The organism is Xenorhabdus griffiniae (assembly GCF_037265215.1).
In the GTDB taxonomy this organism is placed as follows: domain Bacteria; phylum Pseudomonadota; class Gammaproteobacteria; order Enterobacterales; family Enterobacteriaceae; genus Xenorhabdus; species Xenorhabdus griffiniae.
Map to the genome: position 1 here is coordinate 1,973,624 of NZ_CP147737.1, position 22,582 is coordinate 1,996,205.

At 53.0% G+C, this 22,582-nt stretch carries 1 pseudogene; it reads right to left on the reverse strand.

Features of this window, described 5'->3' with window-relative positions:
* Positions 1-25: 25 nt before the first annotated feature.
* Positions 26-22,561: pseudogene (locus tag WDV75_RS08830) on the reverse strand (non-ribosomal peptide synthase/polyketide synthase); the annotation flags it as partial.
* Positions 22,562-22,582: the final 21 nt, after the last annotated feature.

Here is a 22,582-nt window from a genome sequence, read left to right on the forward strand (position 1 = left end):
CTACGACATTCATTTGCGCTGAGAGAATGACGTTGGCTTGCTCCACTAATGTGGTGGAAGTGAATAATGCCGTCAGAGGGATACTGACCAAGAATCTGTCTTGTATGCGGGTTATCAATCTGACGACCATCAGCGAATGGCCGCCAAGTTCGAAGAAATGGTCGTGGCGACTGACACTCTCCAGTCCTAGCAGGTCTTGCCAGATTTGGGCCAACGCGGTTTCTATCCTGCCATGTGGGGGTTCATAACCCTGGGTTGCCACGGCAGATGAATCCGGTGCAGGCAGGGCCTGACGGTCAAGTTTGCCATTGGGGGTCAGGGGGAAATCCGTGAGCGTGACAAAGGCACTGGGCAACATATAGTCAGCGAGATGTTGGGAGAGTTGCTGGCGCAGTTTAGCGGGCACCAACTCAACCCCTTCCTGCGGTAACAGGTAAGCGACCAGCCGTTTCTGGCCGGGTTCATCTTCGCGAGCAATCACCACCGCTTCGCGTACCCCGTCACATTGGCTGAGTCGGGTTTCAATTTCCCCCAGTTCGATACGGAAGCCCCGCAGTTTGACCTGAAAATCATTACGGCCAAGGTATTCAATATTGCCCTCGGGCAGCCAGCGGCCGAGATCGCCGGTTTTGTACATGCGGGCATCAGGTTGCGAAGAGAACGGATCGGGCAGGAAACGTTCAGCCGTGAGTTCAGGCCGGTTCAGATAACCGCGCGCCACACCGGCACCGGCAATATAAATTTCCCCTGCCACACCACGAGGAACGGGCTGGCCGTGTGCATCCAGAATATAAATTCGGGTATTGGCGATCGGGCGGCCAATCGGTGGTGGATTATCTGTTGTACTCTCATCGGAAGAGCTACAGGGGTAGAGTGTGGCACAGACCGTGGTTTCCGTTGGTCCATAGGCATTAAGCATTTGTCGCCCGGATGACCAGCGTTTGACTAAGATTGATGAACAGGCTTCTCCCCCCACCATCAAGGTTTGCAGAGTATCGGGCAGGAAATCCATCGCGGCCAATGCGGTCGGTGACAAGATAACATGGCTGATGGCCTGGTCTGTTAAGTAACTGGACAGTATGGCTCCCGGCAACAAACTGGTTCGTTTGGCGAGATAGAGACGCGCACCGGCCATTAAGGTCATACAATATTCCCAGATACTGGGATCGAAACTGTTTGCGGTAGACTGTAAGACGTGGCTGTCGGCGGTGAGAGCCAGGACATGTTGCTGGGTGGTGACCAAGTTGCACAGGCTATGATGTTCGATCATTACCCCTTTCGGTTGCCCGGTTGAACCGGAAGTATAAATAACATAGGCCAGATGATGAGGCATTAACCCCAAAGCTTGAGGATTTGGGTTATCAGTGGGTTGGGTTGACAGGCATGGTTCAGGGTTATCCAGCAAGACGGTGGGTAGGGTATTAAGCTGAACGAGCCATTCTGACTGGGCCAGCTCTGATTGAGTCAGTAAAGCCACCGGAGCGGCATCGTCCAGCATATAGGCTAGTCGTTCGGACGGGTAAGCCGGATCAAGCGGCACATAAGCCCCGCCCGCTTTGAGGATAGCCAGAAAACCGACTATCATCTCCAGACTGCGTTCGGCACAGATAGCGACACGATCATCCGGATGCACGCCCAACGCAATCAGATAATGGGCCAACTGATTGGCGCGATGGTTTAATTCACCATAGCTCAGTGTCTGGTCTTCGTAGATGACAGCAAGGGCATCAGGATGCTGTGCGGCCTGTGTCTCAATGAGTTGGTGAATCAACGTTGCTTGTGGGAAATTAACTTGGGTGGCGTTGAAATCGGTCAGCACTTGTTGCCGCTCTGCTGCCGGTAAGATGGAAATATCCCGGATCGCTTGTTGCGGATTGTTAATCAGGGCATCTATCAAGCCGCTGACAGCCGTCGCCAGATAAGCGTTGATTTGTTCTGGTACAATTTCAGTTATGGTCAGAGCCGTTAATTGGAAATCCTCCCCTAAATCATCGATTGATAAGGAGATAGGATAATTAGTCCGCTCTTCTGCCGACAAAACACGTATACCTACCCAAGTGTTCTCAGCCGCCTCGGTTTCCCCCTCTGCCGTTCCATTCGAAAAGCTGTGACGATAATTCAGTAAGGTGCTAAACAGCGGCATGGGTTGCTCCACGCCACTGCACTGTTGTGCCAGCACTAATGGGGCTTGCTCATGCTCCAGCAAGGCGGTCAGGTTGTGATAAGTTTCCTGCACAATGTCTTGTACCGTGCGCCCGTCCAGAGAAATACGCAAGGGCAGGGTATTGATAAACATCCCCAGTATTTGATCCGCTTCCGCACCGCCTTGCAACCGGCCCAGTAGCACGGAACCAAACACCACGTCATCGCGGCCGCTGGTCTGTGCCAGCACCTGCGCCCACGCAATATGGAACAACACACTGGGGCTGACACCGAAACGACGCGCCTGCGTGCGGATGGCTTTAGCCAGATCCGGTGCGATAGCGAGATGCGCTTTAGTGACAAGGTCGTTGCCAATTTTGACATTCAGTACCCCAAACGGCGCCGTGGGTTCGTCAATATCCGCCAGTTGGGTGCGGAAATAAGCTTCATGCTCGGCGGTTGGCGTATTCAAGGTTTGGGCGATAAAGTTGCGGTAAGGTGATATCGGTGGCAACTTCTCTGTTTTTGCCTGCAAGATAAGCGCAATTTCCGCAAAAATCAGCTCCAGTGTCAGATGGTCACTGACCAGATGATGGAAGCGCAGCGCCAGCAACCATTCATCTTGTGCCGGATCATGGGCGATATCGGTGGCAAAGAGAGGCGCCTGGTTCAAATTGATGCGGTGCTGGCGGGGATCGGTGTGAGCCAGTAATTGTGCTGGAATATCGTCCGTCGTCGCAGCGGGGAATTCACGGATAGTCAGTTGTGCCTGGCGCCAGACCACCTGCACCGGCTGTTCCAGTCCTTGCCAATAAATTGCCGTGCGCAGGATGTCATGGCGGTTGATAACCTGCTGCAAGGCTTTCAGGAAGCTGTCGAGACGATCACGGGTATCGAAAGCGAGTAAGCTTTGTTGCAGATAATTATCCCCCTGGGTTTGTAGCAGATGGTGGAACAGGATACCTTCCTGTAACGGCGCGAGTGGATAGATATCCTGTACATTGCCTGCACCCCCGGGGATCTGCTCAACGAGGGTATCAATCTCAACCTGAGAGAGCGCGATTAAAGGCAGCATATCGGGCATAATAGCCGTACAATTTTTAGGAATACGGTTAGGTGGTACGACAAATATGCTGGCCTCCCGCTGGATAGCCTGAGCCATATCAACGAGGATCGGAGCAACAAAAACGCTGCGAACATCAAGTTGCCAGCCCAGCTTGCGCAGTTCTTCGATCAGTCTGACAATCATCAGCGAATGGCCACCGAGCTCAAAGAAGTGGTCATGGCGGCTGACCTGTTTCAACCCTAGAAGTTTTTGCCAGATTTGGGCTAAGGCGATTTCTGTCTCACCGATGGGAGTTTCGTAGCTGCGAGTGGCAACCGCCGATAAATCAGGAGCAGGCAGGGCCTGACGGTCGAGTTTACCGTTAGGGGTGAGCGGGAAAGTCTCTAAAATGACAAAGGCGCTGGGTAGCATATAGTCAGCGAGGTATTGAGCGAGTTGCTGGCGCAGTTCAGTGGGGACTGGTTCAATCCCCTCCTGCGGCCGCAGATAAGCGACCAACCGTTTCTGGCCGGGCTCATCTTCGCGGGCCAACACTACCGCCTCACGCACACCGTGACACTGCATGAGCCGTGCCTCGATTTCCCCCAGTTCGATACGGAAGCCACGCAACTTGACCTGAAAATCATTGCGGCCGAGGTATTCGATATTGCCGTCGGGCAGCCAACGGCCGAGATCGCCGGTTTTGTACATGCGGGCATCAGGCTGCGAAGAGAACGGATCGGTCAGGAAGCGTTCAGTAGTGAGTTCAGGGCGATTCAGATAACCGCGGGCAATACCCAACCCGCCAATATAAATTTCGCCCGTCACACCAAGCGGAACGGGTTGACCTTGTGTATCCAGAATATAAATTTGCGTATTCGCGATAGGCCGGCCTATCGGTGGGACTCTTTCATCCTGGGGATCACATGGGGTGAGAGTTGCACAAACAGTGGATTCCGTCGGCCCATAAGCATTGATAATGATCCGCTGGTCTGTTGCCCAACGCTTGATCAACGACGATGAGCAAGCCTCACCGGCCAGCACCAGAGTGGTCAGATTGGGTAATCCAGCATCCGGCGTTAAGGCACTGGCTACCACGGGCGGTAGGGTGACATGCGTGATCGCTTGAGTTTTCAAGGTATTCATCAGCGCTTCACCGGGCAATAACGCTTCACGGGATGCCAAGACAAGACAGGCTCCTTGGCACAGTGTAGTAGCAATTTCAGAGATACAGGCATCAAAGCTGAAAGAAGCAAACTGCAATAAACGGCTATTAGCTGTGATATGGAATGCCTCAATTTGTGTCTGAGTGAGGTTGTATAGCCCACGATGCTCAACCATCACGCCTTTGGGCTGCCCCGTGGAGCCAGAGGTGTAGATAACATAGGCCAGATGGTGTGGAGTTAACCCCAGTGCACAGGCATCAGGATTACTTATTGCATAGGTATCGAGAGAGACGGTGTCAAGCAGCACGGTAGGCAGGTCACTGCTGAGTGTCTCAACTAATGACACTTGGGTAAGCAACGCCACTGGAGAAGCATCATCCAACATATAGGCCAGCCGTTCGACCGGATAGGCCGGATCGAGCGGCACATAAGCTGCCCCTGCCTTAAGAATACCTAGTAATCCTACCACCATCTCCAAACTGCGTTCGACACAGATGGCGATTCGATCATCCGGACATACTCCCAGCGCAATCAGGTAATGGGCTAACTGATTGGCACGGCGGTTTAACTCACCATAGCTGATCGTTTGTTCCCCAAAAACAACGGCGTTCGCTTGAGGACACCGTGCTGCCTGCGCTTCAAACCGTTGGTGGATCAACGCGTCTTGTGGGAAGTCCACCTGAGTGGCATTGAAGTCCACCAGCAGTTGTTGCCGTTCTGATGCAGACAGCATTGGCAACGTGGCAATCCGTTGTGTTTCATCTGCCACCATGGCGGTCAACACATTGTTGAAGTAACCGGCTATGCGTTCAACAGTTGCGGTGTCGAATAAATCGGTGACATATTCCAGCTCACCAGTCAGACCAGTTTCGGTTTCGGTCAATGACAAGGTCAAATCAAAGTGAGCGCTGGGATACATTTGTTCAATAGGTGCGCATTGGACATCAGGAAATGCCAGCGCTTGAGTAGGGGTATTATTTAAGGCCAGCATCACCTGGAAAATCGGGCTATAGCTAAGATTGCGTTCGGGTTGGAGCGCTTCCACTACCTGCTCAAAGGGTAAATCTTGGTGAGCATAAGCGGCCAGTGCCCGCTCCCGAACATGGGCCAGCAGATCGGCCACACTGAGATCATCATTGAAGGTGATGCGTAAAGCCAGTGTATTAACGAAGAAACCGATTAATCCTTCAAGTTTATGGTGTGGGCGATTAGCAACCGGTGTGCCGATCACGATATCATCTTGACCGCTGAGCCGAGCCAGTACGAGACTCCAGGCACTGAGTACCGTCATAAACAACGTCGAATGATGGCGTAATCCCAGTTTTTTCAGTGAGCCCAATAAATCGGCATCAACGTATACAGGAACTCGGCTGCCAACAAAGGATTGTACTGCCGGACGCGGCCGATCGGTCGGGAGCGTCAGCAAGGCAGGCGTTCCTGCCAGTTGGGTGCACCAGAAATCACGTTGTATTGTGAGTACGGCGTCTTGCAACCAGTGACGCTGCCAGACGGTATAATCAGCATACTGAATGGGTAGAGGGGGGAAAGGCGTATCTTGACCATCAAGGATGGCGCGATAAAGAACACTGAGTTCATGTACCAGCACACCGATGGACCAGCCATCAGAAATAATATGATGCTGCGTGAGCAACAAGACATGTTCTTCGTCTGCCAATTGCAGCAAGTGACCGCGGATCAGCTGTTCTTGGGTGAAGTCAAAAGGCGTCTGTGCTTCGAGTGCCGTTAATTCCGCAATGCGACTATCTTGTGCTTGCGGTGCCAATAGGCGCAGATCCTGATAAGGCAGGGTGAAGCCAATATCCGCCGGATCAATGTGCTGGCAAGGTTGGCCGTCAACCAGCACAAAGCGGGTACGCAAGCTTTCATGGCGGGCGATTAATTGGTTGAATGCACCGGTTAAGGCCGAACGATGAAGCGGCCCCGTCAGGCGCAATGCCACAGGGATATGATAAGCCAGGCTGGCCGCCGGATCGAGTTGGCCGAGGAACCAGAGCCTTTGCTGAGCAAAGGATAGGGGTAACGGCTGGCTGCGATCAGCAACGGGGATCACGATCTGCGCCATTGTTGAAGCACCAGTGAGTGTTTGTGCCAAATGCATCAAAACGGGTTGATCAAAAAGTTGCTGTAGTGACAAATCCCGGGCCAATTTTTGGTGTATATGTGTGACGAGTTGGATAGCTAGCAGGGAATGTCCGCCGAGTTCAAAGAAATGATCATGACGCCCCACGCGTTCTAAGCCTAACAATTCTTGCCAAATCTGGGCTAAGGTGATTTCTATTTCGCCCACCGGAGCGACATAATCTTGCACTACCACTGCCGATAAATCCGGTGCTGGTAGGGCCTTGCGATCCAGTTTGCCATTGGGAGTCAGGGGGAAAGACGCCAGCGTGACAAAGGCGCTGGGGAGCATGTATTCCATTAAACTGGCACTCAATTGTTCGCGCAGCTCAGTGGGGTTGAGTGTGACGTCCGGTTGTGGAATAAGGTAAGCTACCAGACGCTTATCGCCGTTTTCCTCTTCGCGGGCGATTACTACTGCTTCCTGAACGCCTTCACAGTCAACCAGCCGGTTTTCAATTTCGCCTAATTCAATGCGGAAACCGCGTATCTTGACCTGAAAATCATTGCGGCCCAGGTATTCAATATTGCCATCGGGCAGCCAACGACCGAGGTCACCGGTCTTGTACAGGCGAGCATTTGGCGCGGTTGAAAAAGGATCGGGAATAAAACGTTCTGCCGTCAGTTCCGGCTGGTTGAGGTAACCGCGGGACACACCCGCACCGCCAATGTAAATCTCACCGGCTACCCCAAGAGGCACCGGCTGTCCCTGAGCATCCAGGATATAAATCTGGGTATTGGCGATCGGTTTTCCGATGGGAATGTTGTCAACGATACTTGCCTGATGGCGGGTATCAAACGTGATGCAACCCACCACCGTTTCAGTGGGGCCATATTCGTTGATAATGCGTGATTCTGGTGACAGTTCACGCCAAAGTGCAACGACGGATTGGGGAAGTGCCTCCCCGCCGACGATGAAGCAACGGGCAGGACATGTCCGTTTTTCTGCCAGTAATCCCTTACCTATTGCCGCGAAATGGGTTGGGGTGATCTTAACCAGTGTGGTGGGTGCCATTGAGGGGGATAACAATGCGGGCACCAATTCAGTCAGCGTCTGTTCTTCACGGATAAGGTGCAGTTTGCCGCCACACAGCAGGGGTAAATAAAGGCTGGAGACGGTGGCATCAAACGCAAACGGGGATGACACGATACTGTCGGTCGGTCTGGTCGTAACATAATAACTCAGCCCCCATTGCAGGTAATTTCTGAATCCGGCGTGTTCAACCATGACGCCTTTGGGTTGACCTGTTGAGCCAGAGGTATAAATCACATAGGCCAGGTGATGTGAAGTTAGCCCCAGCGTTTGTGGATCAGGGTTATCTTCTGTCCCCTTGTCGAAAACCAGAGCATCAAGTAACACATGTGGCAGGCGGTTGCCTAGCCTGTCAAGTAGTGACATCTGGGTCAGTAAGACCACCGGTGCGGCATCGTCCAGCACATAGGCCAACCGTTCGGGCGGATAAGTGGGGGAAAGCGGGACATAAGCCCCTCCCGCCTTAAGGACAGCCAACAGGCCAATCACCATTTCCGGGCTGCGTTCGACACAAATGGCGACCCGATCATCAGGACGTACCCCCAGCCCAATCAGGTGATGGGCTAACTGGTTGGCGCGGCGGTTTAACTCACCATAGCTCAGCGTCTGGTCTTGATAGACGACAGCGATCGCGTCGGGACATTGTGCGGCCTGCGCTTCAAATAGCAGGTGGATAAACACCTCTTGTGGTAAATCCATTTGAGTGGCATTGAAGTCCACCAACAGTTGTTGCCGCTCCGCCGCCGGTAAAATGGAAATATCCCGTATTGCTTGTTGCGGGTTGTGAACCAAGGCATCGACCAAACCGTGGATAGCCGTCGCCAGATAGGCGTTGATGCGTTCTGGCGTAATTTCGGTTATGGTCTGGGTAGTGAGTAGGAAGTCGTCTCCTAAGTCATCGACTGATAAGGAGATAGGATAGTTAGTGCCCTCTTCTGCGGACAAAATACGAATGCCTGTCCAAGTGGCATCAACCGCTTCTGCTGCATTTAAAGCGCTATGACGATAATTCAGTAAGGTACTGAACAGTGGCATGGGTTGCTCCACACCACTGCACTGTTGTGCCAGTACTAATGGGGCTTGTTCATGTTCCAGCAAGGCGATCAGATTGTGATAAGTATCCTGCACGATATCTTGTACCGTATGTCCGTCCAGCGAGATGCGCAGGGGCAGGGTGTTAATAAACATGCCTAGTATTTGGTCCGCCCCGGCACCACCTTGCAGACGTCCCGATAGCACGGAGCCAAATACCACGTCATCACGGCCGCTGGTGTGGGCCAATACTTGCGCCCATGCCACATGGAACAGCACACTGGGGCTGACGCCTAACCGACGCGCCTGCGTGCGAATGGCTTTGGCCAGATCGGGAGCGATAGGGAGACGGGCCTCAGCCACGCAGTCGTTGTCAGGATGCACCTTGAGTATTCCAAAGGGTGCCGTGGGTTCATCAATATCCGCCAGTTGGGTGCGGAAATAAGCCTCATGCTCAGCGGTCGGGGTAGCCAGAATTTGGGCGATAAAATTGCGGTAAGGCAGTACCGCTGGCAGCTTCTCCGTCTTGCCCTGCAAGATAAGCGCGATTTCCGCAAAAATCAGCTCCAGGGTCAGATGGTCACTGACCAGATGATGGAAGCGTAGCGCCAGCAGCCATTCATCCTGTGCCGGATTCGGGGCGATATCGGCGGCAAACAGGGGCGCCTGATTTAAATTGATACGGTGCTGGCGTGGATCGGTATGACGCTTGAGTTGGGTGACAACGTCACCCGTTGTAGTGGGGGTGAAGGTGTTAACCTTGAGCGGTGCCTGACGCCAGACCACTTGCACCGGTTGTGCCAGTTCTCGCCAGCAAACGGCAGTACGCAGAATATCATGGCGGTCGATAACCCGTTGCAACGCCGCTAAAAAGGCATTGAGGCGCTCACGGGTATCGAACGCGAGCACGCTTTGCAGCAGATAATTATCCCCCTGGGTCTGTAACAGATGATGGAACAAAATCCCTTCCTGTAACGGCGCGAGGGGATAGATATCCTGCACATTGGCGCCGCCACCCGGAACAGTCGTCACGATGGCATCAATTTCAGTCTGGGACAGGGAAACCAAAGGCAGCATGGCGGGGGTAATGTTTGTGCACTCTTCAGCGATGAGATTGGGGGGTACGACAAAGGTGTTGGCATCACGCCGGACAGTCTGCGCCATATCAATCAGGACAGGGGCGACGAAAACACTGCGAACGTCGAGCTGCCAGCCCAGATTGCGCAGTTCTTCGATCAGGCTGACAATCATCAGTGAATGGCCACCGAGTTCGAAGAAGTGGTCATGGCGCCCAACTCGCTCCAGCCCCAATAATTTTTGCCAAATCTGGGCGAGGGTAATTTCCATCTCACCGACAGGGCTTGCATAATGGCGTACCACAATGGCGGATGAATCGGGAGCAGGCAAAGCCTGACGGTCAAGTTTGCCATTGGGCGTTAAAGGGAAAGAGGCTAACGTGACAAAAGCGCTGGGTAACATATAGTCGGCAAGGTGTTGGGCGAGTTGTTGACGCAGTTCAGCCGGCACCAGCTCCACGCCCTCCCGTGGCCGCAGATAGGCCACCAGCCGTTTCTGATTTGGCTCATCTTCACGGGCCAATACCACGGCTTCGCGCACGCCATGACATTGTTCCAGTTTTGCCTCGATTTCCCCCAATTCAATGCGGAAGCCCCGCAGTTTGACCTGAAAATCATTGCGGCCAAGGTATTCGATATTGCCATCGGGCAGCCAGCGACCGAGGTCACCGGTCTTGTACAGGCGGGCATTTGGCGCGGTTGAAAAAGGATCGGAAATAAAACGTTCTGCCGTCAGTTCCGGTAGGTTGAAGTAACCGCGGGACACACCCGCACCGCCAATGTAAATCTCACCGGCTACCCCAAGAGGCACCGGCTGTCCCAGGGCATCCAGGATATAAATCTGGGTATTGGCGATCGGTTTTCCGATAGGAATGTTGTCAACGATACTTGCCTGATGGCGGGTATCAAACGTGATGCAACCCACCACCGTTTCAGTGGGGCCATATTCGTTGATAATGCGTGATTCTGGTGACAGCTCACGCCAAAGTGCAACGACGGATTGGGGAAGTACCTCCCCGCCGACGATGAAGCAACGGGCAGGACACGTCCGTTTTTCTGTCAGTAATCCCTTACCTATTGCCGCGAAATGGGTTGGGGTGACATTAACCAGAGTGGTGGGTGCCATTGAGGGGGATAACAATGCGGGCACCAATTCAGTCAGCGTCTGACCTTCACGGATAAGGTGTAGTTTGCCGCCACACAGCAGGGGTAAATAAAGGCTGGAGACGGTGGCATCAAACGCAAACGGGGATGACACGATACTGTCGGTCGGTCTGGTCGTAACATAATAACTCAGCCCCCATTGCAGGTAATTTCTGAATCCGGCGTGTTCAACCATGACGCCTTTGGGTTGACCTGTTGAGCCAGAGGTATAAATCACATAGGCCAGGTGATGTGAAGTTAGCCCCAGCGTTTGTGGATCAGGGTTATCTTCTGTCCCCTTGTCGAAAACCAGAGCATCAAGTAACACATGTGGCAGGCGGTTGCCTAGCCTGTCAAGTAGTGACGTCTGGGTCAGTAAGACCACCGGCGCGGCATCGTCCAGCACATAGGCCAACCGTTCGGGCGGATAAGTGGGGGAAAGCGGGACATAAGCCCCTCCCGCCTTAAGGACAGCCAGCAGGCCAATCACCATTTCCGGGCTGCGTTCGACACAAATGGCGACCCGATCATCAGGACGTACCCCCAACCCAATCAGGTGATGGGCTAACTGATTGGCACGGCGGTTTAACTCACCATAGCTGATCGTTTGTTCCTCAAATACAGCGGCGATAGCTTCAGGATGTTGTGCGGCCTGCGCTTCAAATAGTTGGTGGATCAACGCGTCTTGTGGGAAGTTCTGCTGGGTGGCATTGAATTCCACCAACAGTTGCCGCCGTTCCGATTCTGGCAGCAGGGGCAGGGCACCAATAAGTTGTGTCTCATCCGCCACCATAGCGGTCAACACATTTGTCAGGTAACCAACCAAACGCTCAATGGTCGTGGCGTCGAATAAGTCAGTGGCGTAGGCCAGTTCACCGACCAGGCGGCCGTCCTCATTTTCGGCCAATGACAAGGTCAAATCAAAGTGAGCACTATAGTGTTCCTGCTCAATGTGGGTGAGTTGTAGCTCAGGTAACGCTAACGCTTGTCGTGAGATATGTTGTGGCGTGTTGTTTAAGGCCAGCATCACCTGGAAGATGGGGCTGTAACTTAGGTTGCGTTCAGGCTGGAGCGCTTCCACCACCTGTTCAAAGGGCAGATCCTGATGAGCATAGGCTGCGAAAGCGTGTTCCCGCACTTGGGCGAGCAAGTCAGCAACACTACTGGAATTATCCAGCGTGATACGTAAGGCCAGTGTATTGACGAAGAACCCGATTAATCCTTCCAGTTCATGATGTGGGCGGTTAGCAATCGGGGTGCCGATGACAATATCCGCCTGTCCACTCAGCCGAGCCAATACGATACTCCAGGCACTGAGTACGGTCATAAATAAGGTGGTGCGATGGCGCTGTCCAAGACGCTTAAGCGAAGTCAATAAGTCTGCATCAAAATTGACAGGAAGCCGGCGGCCAACATAGGACTGCACCGCTGGGCGGGGTCGGTCGGTTGGCAATGTCAATAAAGCCGGCGCACCTTCAAGCTGCGAACACCAGAAGTCGCGCTGTTTCGCAATGGCACTTTCTTGTAACCATTCTCGCTGCCAGACGGCATAGTCGGCGTACTGAATCGGCAAGGGTGGTAAGGGATCATCTTGGCTGTCGAGGGCGGCGCGGTAAAGGGCGCTGAATTCACGCAGCAATACGCCGATGGACCAGCCATCAGAGATAATATGATGCTGGGTGAGCAGCAAGATATGTTCCTCATCGGCCAGTTGCAGCAAATGCCCCCGCAGTAGCGGGCCTTGAGTCAGGTCAAACGGTGTTTGGGCTTCGAGATCGGTTAATTCCGCGATACGGTTGCTATGGGCGTCTGGCGTTAATGCGCGCAAATCCTGATAAGACAGGGGAAAACCCCTATCAGCCGGATCGATTTGCTGGCAAGGTTGGCCGGAAACCAACACAAAACGGGTACGCAGGCTTTCATGGCGGGCGACCAGAAGATCAAGGGCGCGGATTAAAGCCGGGCGATGAAGCTGGCCGGTCAAGCGCAACGCCATCGGGATATGGTAGGCCAGGCTAGCCGCCGGATCGAGCTGAGCGAGGAACCATAAACGTTGTTGAGCAAAGGACAAGGGCAGTGGTTGGTGACGGTCAGCGACAGGGATGGTGGCCTGTGTGGTGGTTGACGCATCAGCCAGCGAGTGAGCCAGATCGCGCAAAAGCGGTTGGTCAAAGAGTTGTTGTAACGGCAACTCGCGGGCTAATTGTTGACGAATGCGGGCTGCCAATTGGATGGCAAGCAGGGAATGGCCGCCGAGTTCGAAGAAGTGATCGTAACGGCCGACATGTTCCAGTCCGAGCAGATCTTGCCAAATCTCAGCCAAGATAATTTCTGTTTCACCCACGGGAGCTTCATAGCGGCGCGTGACCACCGCGGATAAATCCGGTGCCGGCAGAGCCCGACGATCCAGTTTGCCGTTGGGGGTGAGCGGGAAAGCATCCAGCGTGATAAAGGCACTGGGTAACATATAGTCAGCCAGATGCTGGGCGAGTTGCTGTCGTAACTCAGCCGGAACCAGTTCAATGCCTTCTTGCGGCAGCAGGTAAGCCACCAGTCGCTTTTGTCCGGGTTCATCTTCGCGGGCCAATACCACGGCTTCACGCACGCCGTCACATTGAGTCAGTCTGGCCTCGATTTCGCCCAGTTCGATACGGAAGCCACGCAGTTTGACCTGAAAATCATTGCGGCCGAGGTATTCGATATTGCCATCGGGCAACCAGCGGCCGAGGTCACCGGTTTTGTACATGCGGGCATCGGGCTCTGAAGAGAATGGATCAGTCAGGAAGCGTTCGGCGGTCAGTTCAGGACGATTCAAATAACCGCGGGCGACGCCGTCACCGGCGATATAGATCTCCCCCGCTACACCGACAGGAACCGGTTGTCCTTGCGTATCCAGAATATAAATCTGGGTATTCGCAATCGGGTGGCCTATCGGGAGCTTACTATCAACATCCTGATCTGCCCTGGTTGGAATTTCATAGTTGGTGGCAAACGTGGTGGTTTCCGTTGGTCCATACACATGCAGTAAATGTTTGGGAGGGAACTCAGTTCTGAGGCGAATGGCCGGCCGAATATCCGCCTGTTCCCCGCCAAACAGGACATACCGTAAGCCGGATAAGGCCGGCCCAATCAAGTTTGCATATTGGTTAAACAGGGCGGTAGTCAGAAAGAGGGCACTGACCCCTTCCGTTGACAGACGCTGGCCAAAAAGGGTCGGTTGCAGCAAGGTTTTTTCCGGGATGAGCAGAATACGTGCCCCATGAACCAGGCCCGCCCACACCTCCCAGGTGGCGGCATCAAATGAGACATTGGCGCAATGGGCAATACAGTCGTCAGGTCCTATATCGGCAAAGCCATTATTGATGATAAGGCTAACGACATTGCGGTGCTCAACCATCACGCCTTTGGGTTGTCCGGTTGAACCTGACGTGTAAATCACATAGGCCAGATGACGGGATGTCAGCCCCAATGCCAGTGCGTCAGGATTATTCGTTGGCTGGGTGGCCCATATCGGCTGCTTACGGTCAAATAAAGGATCAAGTAAGACCGTCGGTACGGTATTGGACAGCTTGTTGAGTTGGGTTTTCAGGGTCAATAACACCACCGGTGCGGCATCATTGAGCATATAGGCCAGCCGTTCAGTCGGGTAGTCTGGGTTGAGTGGGACATAGGCGCCACCGGCCTTAAGAATAGCCAGTAAGCCGATCACCATCTCCAGACTGCGTTCGACACAGAGGGCGACCCGATCATCTGGACGTACTCCCAATGTAATCAGGTAATGGGCTAGCTGATTGGCACGGCTGTTTAACTCACCATAGCTGAGCGTTTGCCCCTCAAAGACAACGGCAATCGTGTCGGGATGCTGGGCAGCCTGCATCTCAAACAGATGGTGGATCACTGCATCCCGCGGGAAATCGGCTTGAGTGGCGTTGAAGTTTATCAGCACTTGTTGCCGTTCTGCTTTCGGTAAGATAGGGATAGCCCGAAGCGCTTGTTGCGGGTGATGAACCAAGGCATCGATCAAACCGCTGATGGCTGTGGTCAGGTAGGTATTGATACGTTCGGGCGCAATATCAGTGACGGTCAGGGCGGTCAGTTGGAAATCATCCCCAAAGTCATCGACTGACAGGGTAATAGGATAATTGGTCTGTTCCTCAGCCGAAACCAGGCGCAGGTGCATTGCTGTCCATATGGTATCATTGGTCTCCCCTTTATCAGCCTGGCTATGGCGATAATTGAGCAGGGTGCTGAACAGCGGCAATGGTGGTGCCACGCCACTGCACCGTTGGGCCAGCGCTAACGGAGCCTGCTCATGCTCCAGCAAAGTGGTCAGATTCTGATAGGTCTCCTGCACGCTTTCCTGTACCGTGCGCTCGCCCAGAGAAATACGCAGGGGAAGCGTATTGATAAACATCCCCAGTATGCGATCAGCCCCTGCACCGCCTTGCAGACGACCTAACAGTACGGAGCCAAATACCACGTCATCGCGGCCACTGGTGTGGGCCAATACCTGCGCCCAAGCTACATGGAACAGCACACTGGCACTGACACCCAGCCGACGCGCTTGAGTGCGGATTGCTTTTGCCAATGTGGGGTCAAGCAGCAGGCTATGTTCGTTGATGGCACTGTTATCGTTGGGTACGCCGAGTATCCCAAAGGGGGAGGTGGGTTCATCAATATCCGCCAGTTGGCTATGGAAATAGGCTTCATGTTCTGCCGCTGGTGTGCTTAATGTTTGGACAATAAAGTTGCGGTAGGGCAGCGTGGGCGGCAATGTTTTAGCGTTACCCTGTAATATCTGGACAATCTCGGCGAAAATCAGATCTGAGGTCATATGGTCATTGACCAGATGATGGAAGCGCAGTATCAGCAACCACTCATTTTGTGCGGGATCATGGGCGATATCGGCGGCAAAGAGGGGCGCCTGGTTCAAATTAATACGATGCTGGTGTGGATCAGTGTGAGCCAGTAACTGTGCTGGAATATCATCCGTCGAGATCGGGGTGAGTTCATCGACAGTCATTAATGCCTGACGCCAGACCACCTGCACCGGCTGCTCCAGTCCTTGCCAATAAATTGCGGTGCGCAGGATGTCATGACGATCAATAACTTGCTGCAAAGCTGCCAGAAAAGCATCAAGATGTTCGCGAGTATCACAGGCAAGTACAATCCGTAATAAATAGGCATCACCTTGCGTCTGTAATAGATGATGGAACAGGATCCCTTCCTGTAAGGGAGCCAGTGGATAGATATCTTGTACATTACTCGCCCCGCCGTAAACGGTATCAACGATGGCATTAATCTCAGCTTGGGAAAGCGAAACCAATGGCAACATATCAGGAGTGATAGCCGTACAGCGTTCAGGAATAAGATTGGGTGGCACGATAAAGGTATTGGCATCACGCTGGATAGCTTGAGCCATATCGTTCAGGATTGGGGCGGCGAATACACTGCGAACATGGAGTTGCCAACCCAGATTGCGCAGTTCTTCGATCAGGCTGATAATCATCAGCGAATGGCCGCCGAGTTCAAAGAAATGGTCATGGCGGCTGACTTGTTTCAATCCCAATAGTTTTTGCCAAATTTGCGCCAAGGTAGTTTCTCTTTCACCAATGGGCGCAACATAGCTGCGAGTAACGACTGCCGATAAATCGGGGGCAGGCAAGGCTTGACGGTCTAGTTTTCCGTTTGACGTTAGAGGAAAGGCGTCCAGTGTGACAAAGGCACTGGGTAGCATATGGTCAGCAAGGTGTTGGGCGAGTTGCTGACGCAATTCAGCGGGCACCAATTCAGCTCCTTCCTTTGGCAGCAGATAGGCGATAAGTCGTTTCTGATTTGTTTCATCTTCGCGAGCAATGACCACCGCCTCACGTACCCCGCCACATTGCGTGAGTTTAGTTTCGATTTCCCCTAACTCAATACGGAAGCCTCGCAATTTGACCTGAAAATCATTGCGACCGAGATATTCGATATTGCCATCGGGCAACCAGCGGCCGAGGTCACCAGTCTTGTACATCCGCGCATTGGGGGTGGCAGAGAATGTGTCAGCGAGGAAGCGTTCAGCGGTGAGTTCAGGGCGATTGAGATAACCGCGCGCCACACCGACACCGGCGATATAAATTTCCCCCGCCGCACCGCGCGGAACGGGTTGGCCGTGTGCATCCAGAATATAAATCCGGGTATTAGCGATTGGGCGGCCAATCGGTGGCGGATTATCCTCTGTGGAGGAAACACAGGGATAGAGTGTGGCACAGACCGTGATTTCCGTTGGCCCATAGGCATTAAGCATTTGCCGCCCAGGTGACCAGCGTTTGACCAGGGTTGACGGACACGCCTCTCCCCCCACCAGCAAGGTTTGCAGGGTATCGGGCAGGGAATCCATCGCGGCTAACGCAGTGGGTGACAAGAGAACATGGCTGATAGCCTGCTCGGTTAAGTAGCTGGATAGTAGGGCTCCGGGCAGCAGATCGGCTCGTTTGGCCAGATAGAGACGTCCACCTGCCATTAAAGCCATACAAGATTCCCAAATACAGGCATCGAAACTATTTGAAGCGAACTGTAAGACGCGACTATCTGGGGTCAGTGCCAGCACATGTTGTTGGGTGGCGATCAAGTTGCACAGGCTAAAATGTTCGATCATTACCCCTTTCGGTTGACCGGTCGAACCAGAAGTATAAATGACATAGGCCAGATGATGTGATGCCAAACCCAATGCCTGCGCGTCTGGATTGCCGGTAGGTTGAGTTGACAGGCACGGTTCAGGGTTATCCAGCAAGATGGTGGGTAGGGTATTAAACTGAGCGAGCCACTCTGACTGGGCTAGTACCGATTGGGTCAGTAAAGCCACGGGTGCCGCATCTTCCAGCATATAGAGCAGTCGTTCGGCCGGATAAGCGGGATCAAGCGGCACATAAGCCCCGCCGGCTTTAAGGATAGCCAGTAAGCCGACCACCATCTCCAGACTACGCTCGGTACAGAGGGCAACGCGATCATCAGGGCACACCCCCAACGTAATCAGATAATGGGCTAATTGATTGGCACGGTAGTTTAATTCACCATAGCTCAATGTCTGGTCTTCATAGATCACTGCAAGGGTATCGGGATACTGTGCGGCTTGCGCTTCAAACAATTGGTGAATTAGCGCGTTTTGCGGGAAATCGGTCTGAGTGGCATTAAAATCCACCAGCAGTTGTTGCCGTTCTGATGCGGGTAGCATCGGTAACGTGGCAATGAGTTGGGCGTCATCTGCCACCATGGCGGTTAACACATTGTTGAAATAACCAGCTATCCGCTCAACCGTGGCGGCATCGAATAAATCGCTGGCATATTCCAGCTCACCGACTAAACCGGCTTCGGTTTCGGTCAGTGACAAGGTCAGATCAAAGTGAGCGCTGGGGTGCATTTGTTCAATGGGCGTACATTGGACCTCGGGCAATGCCAACGACTGGGCGGGGGTGTTATTTAAGGCCAGCATCACCTGAAATATTGGGCTGTAGCTAAGATTGCGTTCGGGCTGGAGCGCTTCCACCACCTGCTCAAAGGGCAAATCTTGATGGTCATAGGCGGCCAGTGCCCGCTCCCGAATTTGGGCCAGTAAATCGGCCACACTGAGATCATTATTGAAGGTAATACGTAAAGCCAGTGTGTTAACAAAGAAACCGATTAACCCTTCCAATTCATGATGCGGACGGTTAGCGACAGGGGTGCCGATAACGATATCATCCTGCCCGCTAAGTCGGGCCAGTACCAGACTCCAGGCACTGAGTACCGTCATAAACAAGGTGGTGTGATGGCGCAATCCCAGTTTTTTCAGTGAGTCCAATAAGCCTGCTTCAATGTGCACAGGGACTCGGCTGCCAATAAAGGATTGTATTGCCGGACGCGGCCGGTCGGTTGGGAGGGAGAGTAAGGCCGGTGCGTCTTCAAGCTGGGTGCACCAGAAATCACGTTGTGCCGTGAACGCCGCCTCTTCCTCTTGCAACCAGTGGCGCTGCCAGACGGCATAGTCGGCATACTGGATCGGCAGGGGCGGTAAGGGTGCGTCTTGACCATCAAGGATAGCGCGATAAAGCACATTGAGCTCATGCATCAGCACACCGACGGACCAGCCATCAGTGATAATGTGATGCTGGGTAAATAGCAATATATGCTCTTCATCGGTCAGTTGCAGTAAATGACCCCGTAGCAGCGGGCCTTGGGTAAAGTCAAAAGGCGTTTGAGTATCGAGTGCCGTTAATTCCGCAATACAATTGCTCTGTGCTTCAGCGGGTAATGAACGCAGATCCTGATAAGTAAGGGTAAAACCGATATCCGCCGAATCGATGTGCTGGCAAGTTTGGCCGGCAACCAGCGTAAAGCGGGTACGCAAACTTTCATGGCGGGCGATTAATTGGTTGAATGCACAAGTTAAGGCTGGGCGATTAAGCGGCCCAGTCAGGCGCAATGCTACAGGAATATGGTAAGCCAGGCTGGCTGCCGGATCGAGTTGACCGAGGAACCAGAGCCTTTGTTGAGCAAAGGACAGGGGCAATGGCTGGCTGCGGTCAGCGACCGGGATCACGATCTGTGCCATTGTCGAAGCGCTTGTGAGCGTTTGAGCCAATTGCATTAAAACCGGTTGCTCGAAAAGTTGCTGTAACGGCAACTCGCGCGCTAATAATTGGCGAACCCGTGCCACTAATTGGGTAGCCAGCAGGGAATGACCACCGAGCTCGAAGAAATGATCGTGACGACCGACTTGTTCCAGGCTCAACAACTCTTGCCAAATTTGAACCAGAGCGGTTTCTATTTCACCGATGGGCGCTTCATAGCTGCGAGCGACGATTGCTGATAAATCAGGTGCAGGCAGAGCGTGACGGTCGAGTTTACCATTGGGCGTCAATGGAAAGGTGTCCAAGGAAACAAAGGCACTGGGTAACATATAGTCAGCGAGGTGCTGAGTCAGTTGCTGGCGCAGTTCAGCCGGCACCAGTTCAACTTCCTCCTGTGGCCGCAGATAGGCCACCAGCCGTTTCTGGCCGGGTTCATCTTCGCGCGCCAGCACGACCGCTTCGCGTACGCCGTCACATTGCCTCAGTTTGGCTTCGATTTCCCCCAGTTCGATACGGAAGCCCCGCAACTTGATCTGAAAATCATTACGGCCAAGGTATTCAATATTACCCTCGGGCAGCCAGCGGGCCAGGTCGCCGGTTTTGTACATGCGGGCATCGGGCTCTGAAGAAAACGGATCGGGCAGGAAGCGTTCGGCGGTCAGTTCAGGTCGGTTCAGGTAACCGCGGGCTACGCCGTCACCGGCAATATGGATTTCACCTGCTACCCCGATAGGAACGGGTTGACCCTGCGTATCCAAAATATAAATTTGGGTATTCGCGATGGGGTGGCCAATGGGGAGCTTTCTGCTTTTACCTTCAACGTCCTCGTTTTCCATAACAGGAATTTCATAGGCGGTGGCAAACGTGGTTGTCTCGGTTGGCCCATACACATGCAGTAAGTGTGTGGGGGGATGCTCGGTTCTGAGACGAATAGCCGGACGGTTATCCGCCTGTTCACCGCCGAACAGGACATAGCGTAAGCCAGAGAGGGATGGCCCAATGAGATCCGCGTATTGGTTAAACAGGGCGGTGGTCAGGAACAGGGCACTGACACCTTCCGATGACAGACACTGACCAAACAGCGTGGGCTGGAGCAAGACTTTTTCCGGGATAAGCACAATGCGCGCACCATGCACCAGCCCCGCCCACACTTCCCAGGTGGCGGCGTCAAATGAGACATTGGCGCAATGGGCAATACAGTCGTCAGGGCCAATCTCAGCAAAGCCACTGTTAATGATAAGACGCAGGACATTGCGATGTTCGACCATCACACCTTTAGGTTGCCCCGTTGAGCCGGAGGTGTAAATCACATAAGCCAGATGGCGTGATGTTAGCCCCAATGCATGGGCTTGCGGGTTGTGAGTTGGTTGTGCCTCGAATAACGTTTCCTGCGCATCAAGCACGATGACCGGCACCGTAGCAGGGACGCTGTCGCGCAATCTGTCGCATTGTGCGGTTTGGGTGAGTAACACCACTGGGGTGGCATCGTCCAGCATATAAGCCAGCCGTTCGGTAGGATAGGTCGGATCAAGCGGCACATAGGCACCACCGGCCTTAAGGATGCCCAGTAAACCCACGATAGCGTCCAGACTGCGCTCAGCACAAATTGCTACCCGATCATCCGGCCGCACGCCCAACTCAATCAGATAATGGGCCAGTTGGTTGGCACGGCGGTTAAGCTCGTCATAGCTCAGGGATTGCTCGGCAAACACGACGGCGGTTGCATTGGGTGTTTTAGCAATTTGTGCTTCGATCAATTGATGGATCAATGTCTCTTGGGGGAAATCTGTTTGTGTGGCGTTGAAATCCACCAGTAATTGTTGCTGCTCTGTTAGCGGTAATAGCGGTAAGCATCGGATCGGGGTTTCCAAAGACGTCAGGGCGGCTTCGATTAACACCATAAGACGTGACTGGAGGGCTGTCGCTTCTGCACGGCTCAGATAATTGGGGAAAAAATTAAACTCAAGTGTGACCGGTTTCTGGTCATCCTCGCTGTTAGCGAAAGCATATTGGTGAAGCGTGATAACAAGCGGGAATGGGGCGCCACGTTGTATTTTTGAGCATTTGAATGTGGCATCGGGGATAGCGGCGTTCACGTCTATTTGTTCAAATGACAGCATGATATCGAATAACTGGGTTCGTCCGGTCTGCTGCTGGATTTGTGTGAGCCGGTTGATTTCCGAGAGTGGCAAACGTTGATGTTTGTAGCAACGCCTTAATTCTGTTGCCGTTTTCCCCATCACATCGAGGAAAGTGTCATGGGGCGAAACGGTGATACCGACTGGGATCACCGATGAAAACATCCCTGCCGTATGTTTTTGTTGGCTGTTTTTACGGTTATCTACAGGAATGCCAATAACAATATCTTCATCTTCTGTCAGTGAGTAAGCCGTGCGTGAAAAATAGCAGGCCAGTGCGGCATACATAAAATGCAGAACAGACAATCCATGTGTAGCGACGGTGTCTTCTATTCGCTGGAAAAGCGTTTTATCCAATGGCCAGGTTAGCGGCTCGGCATGTTCATCATCTGCTGTTTTCTCTAAATTTGCGGGCTGAATTAAGGCGGGCGGTAAATTTTTATAGCGCTCTGACCAGAATTGCTGATCTTGCTGATAATGCTTTGAGTTTAAATAGGCGTTATCTTCATGAATAAAGTCGAGATAAGAGGGCGCCGCTTTTGGCGATTTCTTTCCTCTGCTGAGCCGAGTATACGTATTGGCTATTTCTGCGGAAATCAGTCTTAACGTCATCGTATCGCCAATAAGATGATGACAGCAAAACTGACAGTACCAACGGTTATCACTTACCCGTAACAGGGCAAAACGCCATAGTTCACTGTACAAATCAAACGGCCGCTTGAAGGCCGTACGGATATATTGTTCAGCTTGTTCTTCTGCGTTGTTATGATCTGAAAAATCGTGGATTGTCACGGATACAGGCAAAGCATCGGTGAGTGCTTGCTGTGGTAATTCCTCAGTCTTAACGAGTCGTAAACGCAATACATCATGGCGACAAACAACAGTCTCAATAGCGCGTACTAACAGTGCGTCATCCAACTTTCCCTCAACAAGGAGCACTGAACCTAAGTTATAGCAGACACTATGAGGGCGGCAGAGCTGGCTGAGCCAGACAACTTGCTGGGAAGAACTGAGTGGGAATTTTATATTATTACTACTATTGCGTGACATAGGCATTGCTTAACTCCTGCTTGTGAT